Annotated in this window: 15 protein-coding genes and 1 riboswitch; of the genes, 12 read left to right on the forward strand and 3 right to left on the reverse strand. The window is 70.4% G+C overall.

Annotated features, from left to right (window positions below):
- Nucleotides 1-140: 140 nt before the first annotated feature.
- Together ACFVGW_RS11320 and ACFVGW_RS11325 are read left to right on the forward strand one after the other, a co-directional pair.
- Nucleotides 141-2579, forward strand: a complete 2439-nt coding sequence (locus ACFVGW_RS11320; protein ID WP_385851782.1) for an immune inhibitor A domain-containing protein — start codon at nucleotides 141-143, stop codon at nucleotides 2577-2579.
- Between the two features lie 124 nt (nucleotides 2580-2703).
- Complete coding sequence (locus tag ACFVGW_RS11325) at nucleotides 2704-3009, forward strand: hypothetical protein (protein WP_361439488.1); 306 nt, start codon at nucleotides 2704-2706, stop codon at nucleotides 3007-3009.
- Nucleotides 3010-3119: 110 nt separating this feature from the next.
- Here ACFVGW_RS11325 and ACFVGW_RS11330 read toward each other — a convergent pair whose 3' ends face one another.
- Complete coding sequence (locus ACFVGW_RS11330; protein WP_352187445.1) at nucleotides 3120-3707, reverse strand: isochorismatase family protein; 588 nt, start codon at nucleotides 3705-3707, stop codon at nucleotides 3120-3122.
- A 110-nt stretch (nucleotides 3708-3817) separates the two neighbouring features.
- Nucleotides 3818-5146 carry a nicotinate phosphoribosyltransferase gene (locus tag ACFVGW_RS11335; protein WP_385851783.1) on the reverse strand — a complete coding sequence of 443 codons (1329 nt, stop codon included), beginning with the start codon at nucleotides 5144-5146 and terminating at the stop codon, nucleotides 3818-3820.
- A 100-nt stretch (nucleotides 5147-5246) separates the two neighbouring features.
- On the opposite strand from ACFVGW_RS11335, the gene clpS reads away from it, so the two are divergent.
- The 10 genes from clpS to ACFVGW_RS11385 all read left to right on the forward strand — a co-directional run bounded on the left by clpS (nucleotide 5247) and on the right by ACFVGW_RS11385 (nucleotide 12927).
- Nucleotides 5247-5552, forward strand: coding sequence for an ATP-dependent Clp protease adapter ClpS (gene clpS, locus ACFVGW_RS11340; protein ID WP_352187447.1), 306 nt, complete (start codon nucleotides 5247-5249; stop codon nucleotides 5550-5552).
- Nucleotides 5552-6136, forward strand: coding sequence for a DUF2017 domain-containing protein (locus ACFVGW_RS11345; protein WP_385851784.1), 585 nt, complete (start codon nucleotides 5552-5554; stop codon nucleotides 6134-6136). The genes clpS and ACFVGW_RS11345 overlap by 1 nt, the downstream gene beginning before the upstream one ends.
- A 330-nt stretch (nucleotides 6137-6466) precedes the next feature.
- Nucleotides 6467-7918 carry an amino acid permease gene (locus ACFVGW_RS11350; RefSeq protein ID WP_352187449.1) on the forward strand — a complete coding sequence of 484 codons (1452 nt, stop codon included), beginning with the start codon at nucleotides 6467-6469 and terminating at the stop codon, nucleotides 7916-7918.
- Between the two features lie 76 nt (nucleotides 7919-7994).
- The gene (locus ACFVGW_RS11355) at nucleotides 7995-8423 is read left to right on the forward strand and encodes a Mov34/MPN/PAD-1 family protein (protein WP_383164522.1); all 429 of its coding nucleotides are present in this window, start codon (nucleotides 7995-7997) and stop codon (nucleotides 8421-8423) included.
- Between the two features lie 32 nt (nucleotides 8424-8455).
- Nucleotides 8456-8529: riboswitch (cobalamin riboswitch) on the forward strand.
- Between the two features lie 60 nt (nucleotides 8530-8589).
- A complete protein-coding gene (locus tag ACFVGW_RS11360) occupies nucleotides 8590-9564 on the forward strand; it encodes an ABC transporter substrate-binding protein (RefSeq protein WP_385851785.1) in 975 nt (324 codons plus the stop codon).
- Nucleotides 9565-9665: 101 nt separating this feature from the next.
- Nucleotides 9666-10664 carry a FecCD family ABC transporter permease gene (locus tag ACFVGW_RS11365; RefSeq protein ID WP_385851991.1) on the forward strand — a complete coding sequence of 333 codons (999 nt, stop codon included), beginning with the start codon at nucleotides 9666-9668 and terminating at the stop codon, nucleotides 10662-10664.
- Nucleotides 10661-11446: an ABC transporter ATP-binding protein gene (locus tag ACFVGW_RS11370; RefSeq protein WP_385851786.1), complete on the forward strand. Its 786-nt coding sequence runs from the start codon at nucleotides 10661-10663 to the stop codon at nucleotides 11444-11446. The genes ACFVGW_RS11365 and ACFVGW_RS11370 overlap by 4 nt, the downstream gene beginning before the upstream one ends.
- Nucleotides 11447-11490: 44 nt before the next feature.
- Nucleotides 11491-11589, forward strand: coding sequence for a putative leader peptide (locus tag ACFVGW_RS11375; protein WP_352187453.1), 99 nt, complete (start codon nucleotides 11491-11493; stop codon nucleotides 11587-11589).
- 103 nt (nucleotides 11590-11692) lie between these two features.
- Entirely contained in the window at nucleotides 11693-11971 is a 279-nt protein-coding gene (locus ACFVGW_RS11380) for a MoaD/ThiS family protein (protein WP_352187454.1), read from the forward strand.
- 5 nt (nucleotides 11972-11976) lie between these two features.
- Entirely contained in the window at nucleotides 11977-12927 is a 951-nt protein-coding gene (locus tag ACFVGW_RS11385; protein WP_352187455.1) for a cysteine synthase, read from the forward strand.
- Between the two features lie 98 nt (nucleotides 12928-13025).
- Here the strand turns inward: ACFVGW_RS11385 and ACFVGW_RS11390 are convergent, their stop codons facing one another.
- The gene (locus ACFVGW_RS11390) at nucleotides 13026-13562 is read right to left on the reverse strand and encodes a type II toxin-antitoxin system PemK/MazF family toxin (RefSeq protein ID WP_385851787.1); all 537 of its coding nucleotides are present in this window, start codon (nucleotides 13560-13562) and stop codon (nucleotides 13026-13028) included.
- Between the last annotated feature and the right edge of the window lie 82 nt (nucleotides 13563-13644).

Consider the following 13644-nt stretch of genomic DNA (forward strand, 5'->3'; position numbering starts at 1 on the left):
TGCAGTTGGCCTGTTCAAGTCAAGGTCTGTCTTTTCTCTCGTAACTCCGGTCGAATGTCGTCACTTGTGACGCGCGACCCCGCCCGCGGACACCCCACCCTCGGTCCGCGCGGTCGCGGGCGCCGGGGAGGAATCATCAAGTGACCAACAGACGACGGGCGATCAGAGCGTCCGCAGTCGTCGTGGCGCTCGCGGCCACCGCCGCCAGCGCCTCGACCTTCGCTTTCGCCGACGACAGGGGTCCGGGCGCACCGGCCTCGATCGAGCGCCAGGACCCGGCCCAGGGGGCCGGCGTCGACAAGACGGCGGTCGACCACGATCTCGAGGGCCCGTACAGCAAGCAGCAGGAGCAGCAGCGCAAGGCGGCTCTTGAGCAGGTCCTGAGCGGCGAGAGCAAGGTAGAGCGCCGCGGGGGCTCCCAGGTCGTCAAGCTCGACAGCAAGAAGTACGTCGAGCTGGGCCGGGAGAAGACCGACAAGATCTTCACGATCCTCGTCGAGTTCGGCGACAAGGTGGACAACACCACCCTGGTCGACCGCGCCGACGACGACACGGACGAGCCGAAGCCGAAGTTCGGCGGCACGCCCGGTCCGCTGCACAACCAGATAGCCCAGCCGGACCGCTCGAAGGACAACTCGACGGCCTGGCAGAAGGACTACAACCAGCAGCACTTCCAGGACCTGTACTTCGGCACCGGCAAGGACAAGAAGACCGGCCAGCCGAAGGAGTCCCTGAAGACCTACTACGAGAAGACCTCCTCCGGCCGGTACTCGGTCGAGGGCGGCGTCTCGGACTGGGTCAAGGTCGAGTACAACGAGGCCCGTTACGGCTCGAACTACTGCGGCAACAGCAACTGCGCCAACGTCTGGGACGCCGTCCGTGACGGTGTCACCGCGTGGACCGCGGACCAGAAGGCCAAGGGCCGCACCGACGCCCAGATCAAGGCCGACATCGCGCAGTACGACCAGTGGGACCGGTACGACTTCGACGCCGACGGCAACTTCAACGAGGCCGACGGCTACATCGACCACTTCCAGATCGTCCACGCGGGCGAGGACGAGTCGGCGGGCGGCGGCGTCCAGGGCGGCGACGCCCTGTGGGCCCACCGCTGGTACGCGTACGGCACGGACGCGGGCAAGACCGGACCGGCGAACAACAGGTCCGGCGGCACGCAGGTCGGCAACACCGGCGTCTGGGTCGGCGACTACACGATGCAGCCCGAGAACGGCGGCCTCGGCGTCTTCGCCCACGAGTACGGTCACGACCTCGGTCTGCCCGACCTGTACGACACCTCGGGCAAGGCCGGCGCCGAGAACTCGACCGGTTTCTGGTCCCTGATGTCCTCCGGCTCCTGGCTCGGCCGGGGCAAGGACTCCATCGGCGACCTGCCCGGCGACATGAACGCCTGGGACAAGCTGCAGCTCGGCTGGCTCAACTACACCAAGGTGAGCAACGAGCAGCGCGGTACGAAGTCCACCCACAAGCTGGGCGTGGCCGAGTACAACACCAAGAACCCCCAGGCGCTCGTCGTCGAGCTGCCGAAGAAGAAGGTCACCACCGATGTCGTCGCGCCCGCCGAGGGTGCCACGCAGTGGTGGAGCGACATGGGTGACGACCTCAAGAACACCCTGACCCGCTCCGTCGACCTGACCGGCAAGTCGAAGGCCACCCTGGAGCTCAAGGGCTGGTACGACATCGAGCTGGACTACGACTACCTCTACACCGAGGTGTCCACCGACGGCGGCGCCAACTGGACCGCCGTCGACGGCACGGTGGACGGCAAGCCGCTGCCCCGCGACGCGAGCGGCGCCCCGGCGCTGACCGACGTCTCGGGCGCGTACAAGCCGCTCGTCTTCCCGCTCGACGCCTACGCGGGCAAGAAGTTCGACCTCCGCTTCCGCTACCAGACGGACGGCGGCGCCGGCGGCAAGGGCTTCGCGGCCGACGCCATCACGCTGACCGCCGACGGTGCCACCGTCTTCTCGGACAACGTCGAGAACGGCGACAACGGCTGGACGGCGAAGGGCTTCTCGCGGATCGGCAAGGGCTTCACGAAGGAGTACGAGCAGTACTACCTCGCGGAGAACCGCCAGTACGTCTCGTACGACGCGACCCTCAAGGTCGGCCCGTACAACTTCGGGTTCACGGGCGACAAGGCGAGCTGGGTCGAGCACTACCCGTACCAGAACGGTCTGCTCATCTGGCAGTGGGACACGTCGCAGAAGGACAACAACACGGCCGTCCACCCCGGCCAGGGTCTGATCCTTCCGATCGACGCGCACCCGACGCCGCTGAAGAACGCCGACGGCACCCTGATGCGCAACCGCGTCCAGGCGTACGACTCGACGTTCGGCACCTACCGCACCGACGCGATCCGGCTGCACAAGGCGGGCGTGCCGGCGTGGGTGAAGTCGCAGCCCGGCGTCCCGGTCTTCGACGACCGGCGGGGTACCTACTGGTACACCCAGACCGAGCGCGCCGGTGTCCAGGTAACTGACACCAACACCAAGATCGCGGTCGTCAAGGAGCCGAAGGATGGCCAGACGATGACCGTCCAGGTGGGTCCGTCGCAGAAGTAATCTGCATCGCCGCAGGTCAAAGCATGATCGGCCGTCGCCCTCTAGCGGGCGACGGCCGATCGTGTTTAGGTGCCTCTGACCAAGTTCTTATTGACAGTAAACGCACAGGGGGAGTGGTTCCGGCATGCCCGGTGGAGGTTTCTGCAAGTTGCCAGGCGGTAGCGTCGTCGTCGCGATAGGGCTGCCGAGCCCGGCGGGCGACGGAGCCACGGTCCGCTTCCTGGTCCACGCCGCCAACCGCGCCCGCGCCCTGACCCGGCTGCGGAACCTCGGCCTGAGGGCGGTCTACCTCCGGGGCAACGCGGAACCCCCGACGCCCGACGAGATCACGGCCGTCCTCCACCATCCGGACGGCCTCCTGTGGCGCTCCACGACGAGCGCGACCCAGGAGCTGTGGCACTCGATACGGACCCTGCCCACGGCCTCCTAGCCCACGGCCTCCTAGCCCACGGCCTCCTGGCCCACGGCCCACGGGCCGCTGGGCGACGGACCACGGCCCCCGGGCCCCGGGCGGGCACGCGCGCCCGCCCGGGTGTCGGGCTAGACGACGGGCTTGCCCGTGAGCTCGACACCCGCGCCGCGCAGCTCCTCCAGGGCCCGCTCCGTCGTCTCCTTCGCGACGCCCGCCGTGAGGTCGAGGAGGACCTGCGTACGGAAGCCCTCGCGCGCCGAGTCCAGCGCCGTCGCCCGTACGCAGTGGTCCGTCGCGATGCCCACCACGTCGACCTCGGTCACCTCGTGCGTGCGCAGCCACTCGGCGAGCGCGACGCCGTTCTCGTCGCGCCCCTCGAAGCCGCTGTACGCCGCGTCGTACGCCCCCTTGTCGAAGACCGCGTCGATCGCGCCGGAGGCGACCGCGGGCGCGAAGTTCGGGTGGAAGCCCACGCCCTCCGTGCCGGCGACGCAGTGCACCGGCCAGGACGTCACGTAGTCGGGGGTGTCGGAGAAGTGGTCCCCCGGGGCGACGTGGTGGTCGCGGGTGGCCACCACGTGCTGGTACGCCGCGCCCGCCGCCTCGCCGACCAGGTCGGTGATGGCGGCGGCGACGTCCGCTCCCCCCGCCACCGCGAGGCTGCCGCCCTCGCAGAAGTCGTTCTGAACGTCCACGACGATCAATGCGCGGTGCATGGCGGGTGTCCTTCGGTGGGCCGGCGGGGGGAACGGTGGGGTGTCGACACGGGGAACGGCATCGAGCCTAGAGACTTCCCCCTCCCTTCGGGAGGGGGCCTCGCAGGGTGTTACACGTACTCGGTCGGCAGCACCGGCTCGCCCCGGGAGAGCTGGATCGCCGACATCGGCAGCGCGCCCCGCGCCGTGATGTGCCGGGCCCGCGCCGCCTCCAGCGGCTCCCGGGCCACGACGTCGCCGCCCTTGACCAGCTCCACGAGGAGCTGACGGCCGGCGAGTGAGGCGGGCACCGGTCCGGTGCCGAGGACCTCGGCCTCGGCCACGCCCTCCGCGTCCACCCGCCGCGCCGCCCACTTGCGGCCGCCGACCGACGCCTTGCCGCCGACCGACTTCTTCGCCACCGCCGTCAGCGGAGCCTTCGGGTCCGCCGACTGGGCGCGGGCGACCAGCTTGTAGACCATCGAGCAGGTCGGGTGACCGCTGCCGGTGACGAGCTGCGTGCCCACCCCGTACGCGTCGACCGGCGCCGCCGCCAGCGACGCGATGGCGTACTCGTCCAGGTCCGAGGTGACCACGATCTTGGTGTCCGTGGCGCCCAGTTCGTCGAGCTGCGCCCGGACCCGGTGGGCCACGAGCAGCAGGTCCCCGGAGTCGATCCGTACGGCTCCGAGCTCCGTGCCGGCCACCTCGACGGCGGTGCGGACGGCCTCGGCCACGTCGTAGGTGTCGACGAGCAGCGTCGTACCGCGCCCCAGCGACGTGACCTGGGCCTGGAAGGCGTCCCGCTCGCTGTCGTGCAGAAGGGTGAAGGCGTGCGCGGAGGTCCCGACGGTCGGGATGCCGTAGCGGAAACCGGCCGCCAGGTCCGAGGTGGAGTCGAAGCCGCCGACGTAGGCCGCCCGCGACGAGGCGACGGCCGCCAGCTCGTGGGTGCGCCGGGCGCCCATCTCGATCAGCCGCCGGCCGCCGGCCGCGCCCGACATCCGGGAGGCCGCCGCCGCGATGGCCGAGTCGTGGTTGAGGATCGACAGGATCACGGTCTCCAGGAGCACGCACTCGGCGAAGGAGCCCTCGACGCGCAGGATCGGGGAGCCGGGGAAGTACACCTCGCCCTCGGGGTAGCCCCAGATGTCGCCCGAGAAGCGGTAGCCGGCCAGATAGGCCAGCGTCGGTTCGTCGACGATGCCCTGCTCCCGCAGGAAGCCGAGCACGTCGGCGTCGAAGCGGAAGTTCTCCACCGCGTCGAGGACCCGTCCGATGCCGGCCACCACTCCGTAGCGCCGCCCCTCGGGCAGCCGGCGGGTGAAGACCTCGAAGACGGAGCGCCGGTCGGCGGTGCCGGCCCTGAGGGCCGCCTGCAGCATGGTCAGCTCGTACTGGTCGGTGAAGAGCGCGGTCGACGGCACGTCCACCGGCAGCCCAAGGTCCGCAGCGTTCATGTCAGCGATGCTACCGCAGAAATCGTCACTCTGACGATTTCTCGCCGCGCGGGCTGACCCGTTTGTGCGACGCCCCACCTGAGGTGGCAGCATGGGGTAAGTGAGCGTCGCGCCTATTGAGATCGAACGCACCGAATCGGCCGAAGAGACCTTTGCCGTCGTCGAGCCCGACGTGCCGTGGGTGACTCTCGTCCACAACGATCCGGTCAATCTGATGAGCTATGTGACCTACGTCTTCCAGGCGTACTTCGGTTACTCCAAGGACAAGGCGCACAAGCTGATGCTCGACGTGCACAACAAGGGCCGCGCGGTGGTCTCCAGCGGGACGCGCGAGGAGATGGAGCGGGACGTGCAGGCGATGCACGGCTACGGGCTGTGGGCGACCCTCACCCAGGACCGCGGCTGATGGCCGGACGCTTCGAGGTCCTGCCCGGCGGTGGCGCCGCCGTCGCGCTCGACGAGGTCGAGATCTCCATCCTCCGCTCCCTCGCCGTCCAGCTCATGGAGCTGATCGGACCGGGCGACGAGCCCGTCGAGGGCGAAGACCCGCTCGCCGCCCTCTTCGCCGAGGGCCCGAGCGAGCCCCCGAGCGACCCGGCGCTCAAGCGCCTCTTCCCCGACGCGTACGGGGACGAGGACGAGGAGCTGCGTGCGGCCGCCGCCGACTTCCGCCGCTATACGGAGAACGACCTGCGCGCCCGCAAGCGGCAGGACGCCCTCGCGGTGATCCGCAGCCTCGACGGGCTGGCCTCGGGCGACGAGGGCGGTGCGGTCCTCAAGCTCACCCCCGACGAGTCCCGCTCCTGGCTCGGCGCGCTCAACGACCTCCGGCTGACCATCGGGACCCGCCTCGAGGTCACCGACGAGGACGAGAGCGGTGAGCTGTACCGGCTGCCCGACTCCGACCCGCGCAAGCCGATGGTGATGGCATACCTCTGGCTGGGCGCGCTTCAGGAGTCACTCGTCGAGACGCTGATGTCCGGAGCCTGATACCCGCCGCACCGATACCGGCCGGTAGGACGTCGTTCGCTCAGCGGACACTCAAATCCGCATAACGAATACGTCAAAGAAGACTTCTCACTGGTCCTCTTGAGTGGCTTTCGTCCGCTTTTTCATGTGGTGTGCGCCACATCGACCCTCCTCGATCACTGTTTCCCCCGTGATAAATCTTCACGACCGCCCGGGGACGCCACCCCTGTTCCCGGGGGCGCTTCGGCCGGCTGACCGCCGGTAGCACTCCATCCATATCCGGGGGGATCAGGACCTGATCCGCAGCCAGACGCAGTCGGCGCGGAACAGCATGGAGAAAGGCGCACCACCATGACCTCAGTGCAGGTCGACAAGCAGCACGACGGCAGTGAGGCCGCGGACTCCGCCGACGGCGAGGGTTATCACCGGGCACTCGGCGCCCGCCAGATCCAGATGATCGCGATCGGCGGCGCCATCGGCACGGGCCTCTTCCTGGGCGCGGGCAAGGGCATCTCCAAGGCGGGGCCCAGCCTGATCCTCGCGTACGCCATCGCGGGCCTCGTCATCTTCTTCATCATGCGGGCGCTCGGCGAGCTCCTCATGTACCGCCCCGTGTCCGGCTCCTTCTCGGAGTACGCACGGGAGTTCATCGGCCCCTTCGCGGGCTTCGTGACCGGCTGGACGTACTGGCTCTTCTGGGTCGTCACGGGCATCACCGAAGTGACCGCCGCGTCCGAGTACATGCAGTACTGGACCAAGAACACCGACGGCATCCTCAATCAGCCGCAATGGGTGTTCGCCCTGATCTTCACGGTCGTGCTGTTCCTCGCGAACCTGATCTCCGTCAAGCTCTTCGGCGAGCTCGAGTTCTGGTTCTCGATGGTCAAGGTCACCGCGATTGTCGGCATGATCCTCATCTGCGCCGGCATCCTCACCATCGGCTTCTCCGACGCCGGTGACACCGCCTCCATGACCCTGCTGTGGTCCGAGGGCGGCTTCTTCCCCAAGGGCATCGGCTCCACCCTGATGACCCTGCAGATGGTCATGTTCGCCTTCCTCGCCGTCGAGCTGGTCGGTGTCACGGCGGGCGAGTCCAAGGACCCGAAGACCGTCCTGCCCAAGGCCATCAACACCGTGCCGTGGCGCATCGCCGTCTTCTACGTCGGCGCGCTGATCATGATCCTGTCGGTCGTCCCGTGGACCCACTTCCAGCCGGGCGTCTCCCCGTTCGTCGCGGCCTTCGAGAAGATGGGCCTCGGCGTCGGCGCCGCGATCGTGAACTTCGTCGTCCTGACCGCCGCGCTCTCCTCCTGCAACTCGGGCATGTACTCCACCGGCCGCATGCTGCGCGACCTCGCGCTCAACGGCCAGGGCCCGAAGTTCTTCACCAAGCTCACCAAGAACGGTCTGCCGCTCGTCGGCACCTCGTTCTCGGCCGGCCTGATGATGGTCGGCGTCTGGATCAACTACCAGTGGCCCGGCGACGCCTTCAACTACGTCGTCTCCTTCGCCACCATCTCCGGCATGTGGGCCTGGATCATGATCCTGGTCTGCCAGGTCCGCTTCCGCCTCAAGGCCGACCGCGGCGAGCTGCCCCAGTCGTCCTTCAAGGCGCCCGGCGGCATCTGGTGCAGCCTCTTCGCCCTCGCCTTCATCGGCATGGTCATCGTGCTGATGGGCATCGACAAGGACGCCCGGATCTCGCTCTACTGCGCGCCGCTGTGGGGCCTGATCCTCGCGGTCGCCTACCTGGTCCTGAAGGCCCGCAACCCGGAGGGCGCGGCCTTCGCCAAGCGCTCCTGACCCGGTCTGTCCAGCATTCGGGCCGCTCCGTACCACTCCTCGGTACGGGGCGGCCCCTCTGCTTATCCTGTCGGACATGCTGACCATCACCCGGGCCCTGTACGACCAGATCGTGGAGCACTCCCGCGCGGACCACCCCGACGAGGCCTGCGGCGTGGTCGCGGGTCCCGTCGGCAGCGGCCGCCCCGAGCGGTTCATCCCGATGCTGAACGCCGCGCGCTCGCCCACGTTCTACGAGTTCGACTCCGCCGACCTCCTCAAGCTCTACCGCGAGATGGACGACCGGGACGAGGAGCCCGTGATCGTCTACCACTCGCACACCGCCACCGAGGCCTACCCGTCCCGTACCGACATCTCGTACGCCAACGAGCCCGGCGCGCACTACGTCCTCGTCTCCACCGCCGACACCGACGGCGCGGGCCCCTTCCAGTTCCGCTCCTACCGGATCGTCGAGGGCGTCGTGACCGAGGAGGACGTGAAGGTCGTCGAGGAGTACGACGTCTGAGACACTGACGCGACCAACAGGGCGGCAGGACCCAGGAAGCCGGTGCGAATCCGGCACGGTCCCGCCACTGTGACCGGCCCCTCCGGGGGCCGGAAGCCAGGAACTGACCTGCCGCCTCTCACCACCGACTGGGGACGTGGAAATCCCCGGAGGAGGCTCGTCCGCCATGACCTGGCGCCGCCGTACCCTGCTGCCCGCCGCCGCCCTCGTCCCGCTGCTCGCCGCCTGCGCGGCCCCCGCGGGGAACGACGCCCCCGCCGCCAAGGGCGCACCGGGGTTCCCGTACACCGTCTCCAACTGCGGTGCGAAGACGACGTACCAGGCCCCGCCGCAGCGGGCCGTCACCATGAATCAGCACGTCACCGAGGTCATGCTCGCCCTCGGCCTGGAGAAGTCCCTCGTCGGCACGGCCTACCTCGACGACCGGATCCTGCCCGCGTACAAGAAGGCGTACGACTCGGTGCCGGTGATCGCCGAGGAGTACCCCTCCAAGGAGGCCCTGCTCGCCGCGAACCCCGACTTCGTCTACGGCGGTTACTCCAGCGCCTTCGACGCCAAGGCCGGCCGCTCCCGGGACGACCTGAAGGCCGCGGGCGTCAACACCCGCCTGAACATGGAGTACTGCCCCTCCGGCGCCTCCTCCCTCGCCGACCTGTACCGCGAGGTCGACGAGGTGGCCCGGACCTTCGGCGTCCCCGAGCGCGGCACGCGGTGGACGGCCGCGGCGAAGAAGACGGTCACGGCGACCGAGCAGAAGCTGGACGGCGTCGCCCCGGTCCCGGTCTTCGTCTACGACAGCGGCGACAAGACCGCGTTCACCGCCGGAGGCAAGGGCATCGGCAACGAGCTGATCACCCTCGCGGGCGGACGGAACGTCTTCGCCGACCTCGGCAAGCCCTTCGGGGACGCGACCTGGGAGCAGGTCGTCGCCCGCAAGCCGGAGGTGATCGTCATCTACGACTACGGCTCCACGACCGTCGAACAGAAGAAGAAGCGCCTCCTCGACGACCCGGCCCTCAAGGACGTCCCGGCGGTCAAGAACCGCCGCTTCGCCGTACTGCCGCTCTCCGACGCCGTCCTCGGCGTCCGCGTCCCCGCGGCGATCGAGAAGCTCGCCACCCAGCTCCACCCGACCCGGTGACGACCACCTCGTCCCCGCCCCCGGCCACCGGAGCCGAAGGGGAGGCGGCCCCGGAGGGCCGGGCCCCGACCGCTCCGGCGCCGGCCGGGCGCGGCCGGTTCCTGCTCGTCCTCGCAGGGCTGGTCGCCGCCCTCGCGGCAGCCGTCGTCGCCGGGGTCGCCCTCGGGTCGGTGCGGATACCCGTGGGCGCGGTCGCCGAGATCCTCACCGGCCGCGCCGCCCCCTCCCCGTACCGCACGATCGTGCTCGACGTCCGTCTGCCGCGCGTCCTGCTCGGCGCGGTCGTCGGTGCCGGGCTCGCCGTCGTCGGCGCCGTCCTCCAGGCCCTCGTCCGCAACCGCCTCGCCGACCCCTTCCTCCTCGGGATCTCCTCCGGCGCGTCCACCGGGGCCGTCCTCGTGCTCGTCCTCGGCGTCGGCGGCGGGATCACCACCACCGTCGCCATGCCCGCAGGCGCCTTCGCCGGCGCCCTGCTCGCCCTGGTCCTCGTCTACGCGCTCGCCCGCCGCGGCTCCACGATGACCGGCTCCCGGCTCGTCCTCGCCGGTGTCGCCGTCTCGTACATCCTCTCCGCGCTGACCACCCTGCTCCTCGTCCTCGCGGGCCGCCCCGAACACTTCCAGGAAGCGATGTTCTGGTCCCTCGGCGGCCTCGGCAGCGCCCGCTGGGACACCCTCGCCCTGCCCACCGCCGTCCTCGTCCTCGGCGTCGCCGCCCTGCTCACCCTCGCCCGCCCCCTCGACCTGCTCCTCGTCGGAGAGGAGGGCGCGACCGTCCTCGGCCTGGACACCGCCCGCTTCCGCGCCGCCGTCTTCGTCCTGGCCTCGCTCGTCACCGCCGTCATGGTCTCCGTCAGCGGAGCCGTCGGCTTCGTCGGCCTGATGGTCCCGCACGCCGCCCGCATGGCCGTCGGCGCACCGCACCGCCGCCTCCTGCCGGTCTCCGCGCTCGGCGGCGCGCTCGCCCTGATCCTCGCCGACCTCGCCGCCCGTACCGTCGCCGCGCCCCAGGACATCCCCGTCGGCGTCCTCACCGCACTCACCGGCGGCCCGTTCTTCCTCTGGCTCATGCGCCGCCGCGCCGAAGGGAGCCCGGTATGACCGAACTGCGCCTCCGGCGACTCTCGTACGGGACTCGACTGCACGACGCCGACCTCACCGCCCGCCCCGGCGAGACCGTCGGCCTCGTCGGCCCCAACGGCAGCGGCAAGACCACCCTCCTGCGCTGCGTCTACGGCACCCTCACCCCCACCGCGGGCCGCGCCCTCCTCGACGGCGACGACCTGACCGCGCTCGGCCCCAAGGCGCGCGCACGCCGGATCGGGGTCGTCCCGCAGGAGGGCGCCACCGAGTTCGAGCTGACCGTCCGCGAGCTCGTCGCCCTCGGACGCTCCCCGCACAAACGCTTCTGGGAGGGCGACGACGCCTCCGACCGGGCCCGCACCGAGGCCGCCCTGGCCCGGGTCGGCATCGCCGGGCTGGCCGACCGGCCGTACCCCACCCTCTCCGGCGGCGAACGCCAGCGCGCCCTCGTCGCCCGTGCACTCGTCCAGGAGCCGGCGCTGCTCGTCCTGGACGAGCCCACCAACCACCTCGACATCCGCTACCAGCTGGAAGTCCTGCGCCTCGTACGCGAGTTGGGCACCACCAACCTGCTCGCCCTGCACGACCTCAACCTCGCGGCCGCCTATTGCGACCGTCTCGTCGTGCTGGAGCGCGGACGTGTCGTCGCCGAAGGCACGCCCGCCGACGTCCTCACGTCTGCCCTGCTCAGGGCGGTGTACGGAGTGGAAGCCGAGGTCATCCCCCATCCGCGGACCGGCACACCGACCGTCTTCTACCTGCCAGGTCCGCCCCTCGAACGCGAACCGTCCGTCATGTGAGATCACATTCCGAAACCCGGACCGGGAATCGATACGATGACCGCATGGTTTCCCACGACGTGAGCGAAGTGACGACGCCGGGCAGCGCGCTGCTCGTGGCGCGACTGCACGTCGACCTGTGCCGTTTCGCCAGCGCGATGTGAGCAGGTGCGCCCACGGCGCACCCAGCAGCACCACCCCGCGCGGGGGCCGACAGCCGCGCGCCTTCCACGCCACTCCCGACTCCCGAAAACAGGAGCCCACGCCATGGCCATCGAGGTCCGCATCCCGACCATCCTCCGCACCTACACCGACGGCGAGAAGGCCGTCGAGGGCAACGGTGAGACGCTCGCCCAGCTCTTCGCCGACCTGGAGACGCGCCACGCCGGGATCGAGGCCCGCATCGTGGACAACGGCCAGCTGCGCCGCTTCGTCAACGTGTACCTCAACGACGAGGACGTCCGCTTCCTCGACGGCATCGACACCAAGCTGACCGACGGCGACAACGTCACGATCCTGCCGGCCGTGGCCGGCGGCATGGTCTGATCCACATGCGTTACGACTCCCCGCTCGCGGCGGTCGGCAACACGCCCCTGGTCCGTCTGCCGCGGCTCTCCCCGTCGGACGACGTCCGCATCTGGGCCAAGCTGGAGGACCGCAACCCCACCGGCTCGGTCAAGGACCGCCCCGCGCTCCACATGATCGAGCAGGCGGAGAAGGACGGCCGGCTCACCCCCGGCTGCACCATCCTGGAGCCGACCAGCGGCAACACCGGGATCTCGCTCGCGATGGCGGCCAAGCTCAAGGGCTACCGCATCGTCTGCGTCATGCCGGAGAACACCAGTGAGGAGCGTCGCCAGCTGCTCGCCATGTGGGGCGCCGAGATCGTCTCGTCCCCCGCGGCCGGCGGGTCGAACACGGCCGTACGGGTCGCCAAGGAGATCGCGGCGGAGAACCCCTCCTGGGTGATGCTCTACCAGTACGGCAACCCCGACAACGCGGGCGCCCACTACGCCACCACGGGCCCCGAGATCCTGGCCGACCTGCCCTCCATCACCCACTTCGTGGCGGGCCTCGGCACCACCGGCACCCTCATGGGCGTCGGCCGCTACCTGCGCGAGCACAAGCCCGACGTCAAGATCGTCGCCGCGGAGCCGCGGTACGACGACCTCGTGTACGGGCTGCGGAACCTCGACGAGGGCTTCGTCCCCGAGCTCTACGACGCCTCGGTCCTCACCACCCGCTTCTCCGTCGGCTCCGCCGACGCGGTCACCCGCACCCGGGAACTCCTCCAGCAGGAGGGCATCTTCGCCGGCGTCTCCACGGGCGCGGCGCTCCACGCGGCCATCGGCGTCGGCACGAAGGCGCTGAAGGCGGGCGAGAGCGCGGACATCGCCTTCGTCGTCGCGGACGGCGGCTGGAAGTACCTCTCCACGGGCCTCTACACGGCGGCGACGACCGAAGAGGCGATCGAGACGGTCCAGGGCCAGCTCTGGGCGTAGGCCAGCTCTGGGCGTAGGCCGGCTCGGGGCGTAGGCCGGCTCGGGGCGCGCAGGCCCTGCACTCCGGGGCGTAGGCCTCGCGGGCCCGTCGGGCCCCTTCAGGTCGCCAGATGGCGGACCTGGTCCCACACGACCGGGTCCGCCGTTCCCACTCTGCGGCGGAACTCCTCCACCGGGACCTCCCGCAGCTCGTCCGTCTCCAGGAAGCTCGGCCGCCCCTGCGCGTCCCCCACGGACCCCGGCGGCAGCGGAATGACCCCCTGCCGTTCGTCGTGGTACCTGCTCGTGATCTTGGCGACCAGCGCGGAGTCCCTGCGCAGCGCCAGCACCAGGCAGGGCCGGTCCTTGGATCCCGGCCCGTCCTCGTAGGGCACGTCCGCCCACCAGATCTCGCCCGCCCGGGGCAGCCGCGCGGGCGCCTTCGAGGGCGCGCCCCGCCCGGCGGGGGGCCGCGCGGGCGGACGCGTACGGCCTCCCGGTGCGCGACCGCGGCCTCCCGGCGTACGGCTCCGGCCTCCCGGCGTGCCCGTACGGCCGCCGGGCCGCCGGGCCGAGCGCTTCCGGCCCTCCGCCACCGCCGCGACCAGCGCGATCACCACGACCGCGACGAGCGCCGACCACCAGGACGTGTCCATAGCCCACGACGTTACCGTCCGCACGCACCCCGCGCCCTCCCGCCCCAGGTCCATCCGAACCGGTGACAGAGCCCGTGAGTTC

The sequence above is a fragment of the Streptomyces sp. NPDC127129 genome, from assembly GCF_042671585.1.
Lineage (GTDB): Bacteria > Actinomycetota > Actinomycetes > Streptomycetales > Streptomycetaceae > Streptomyces.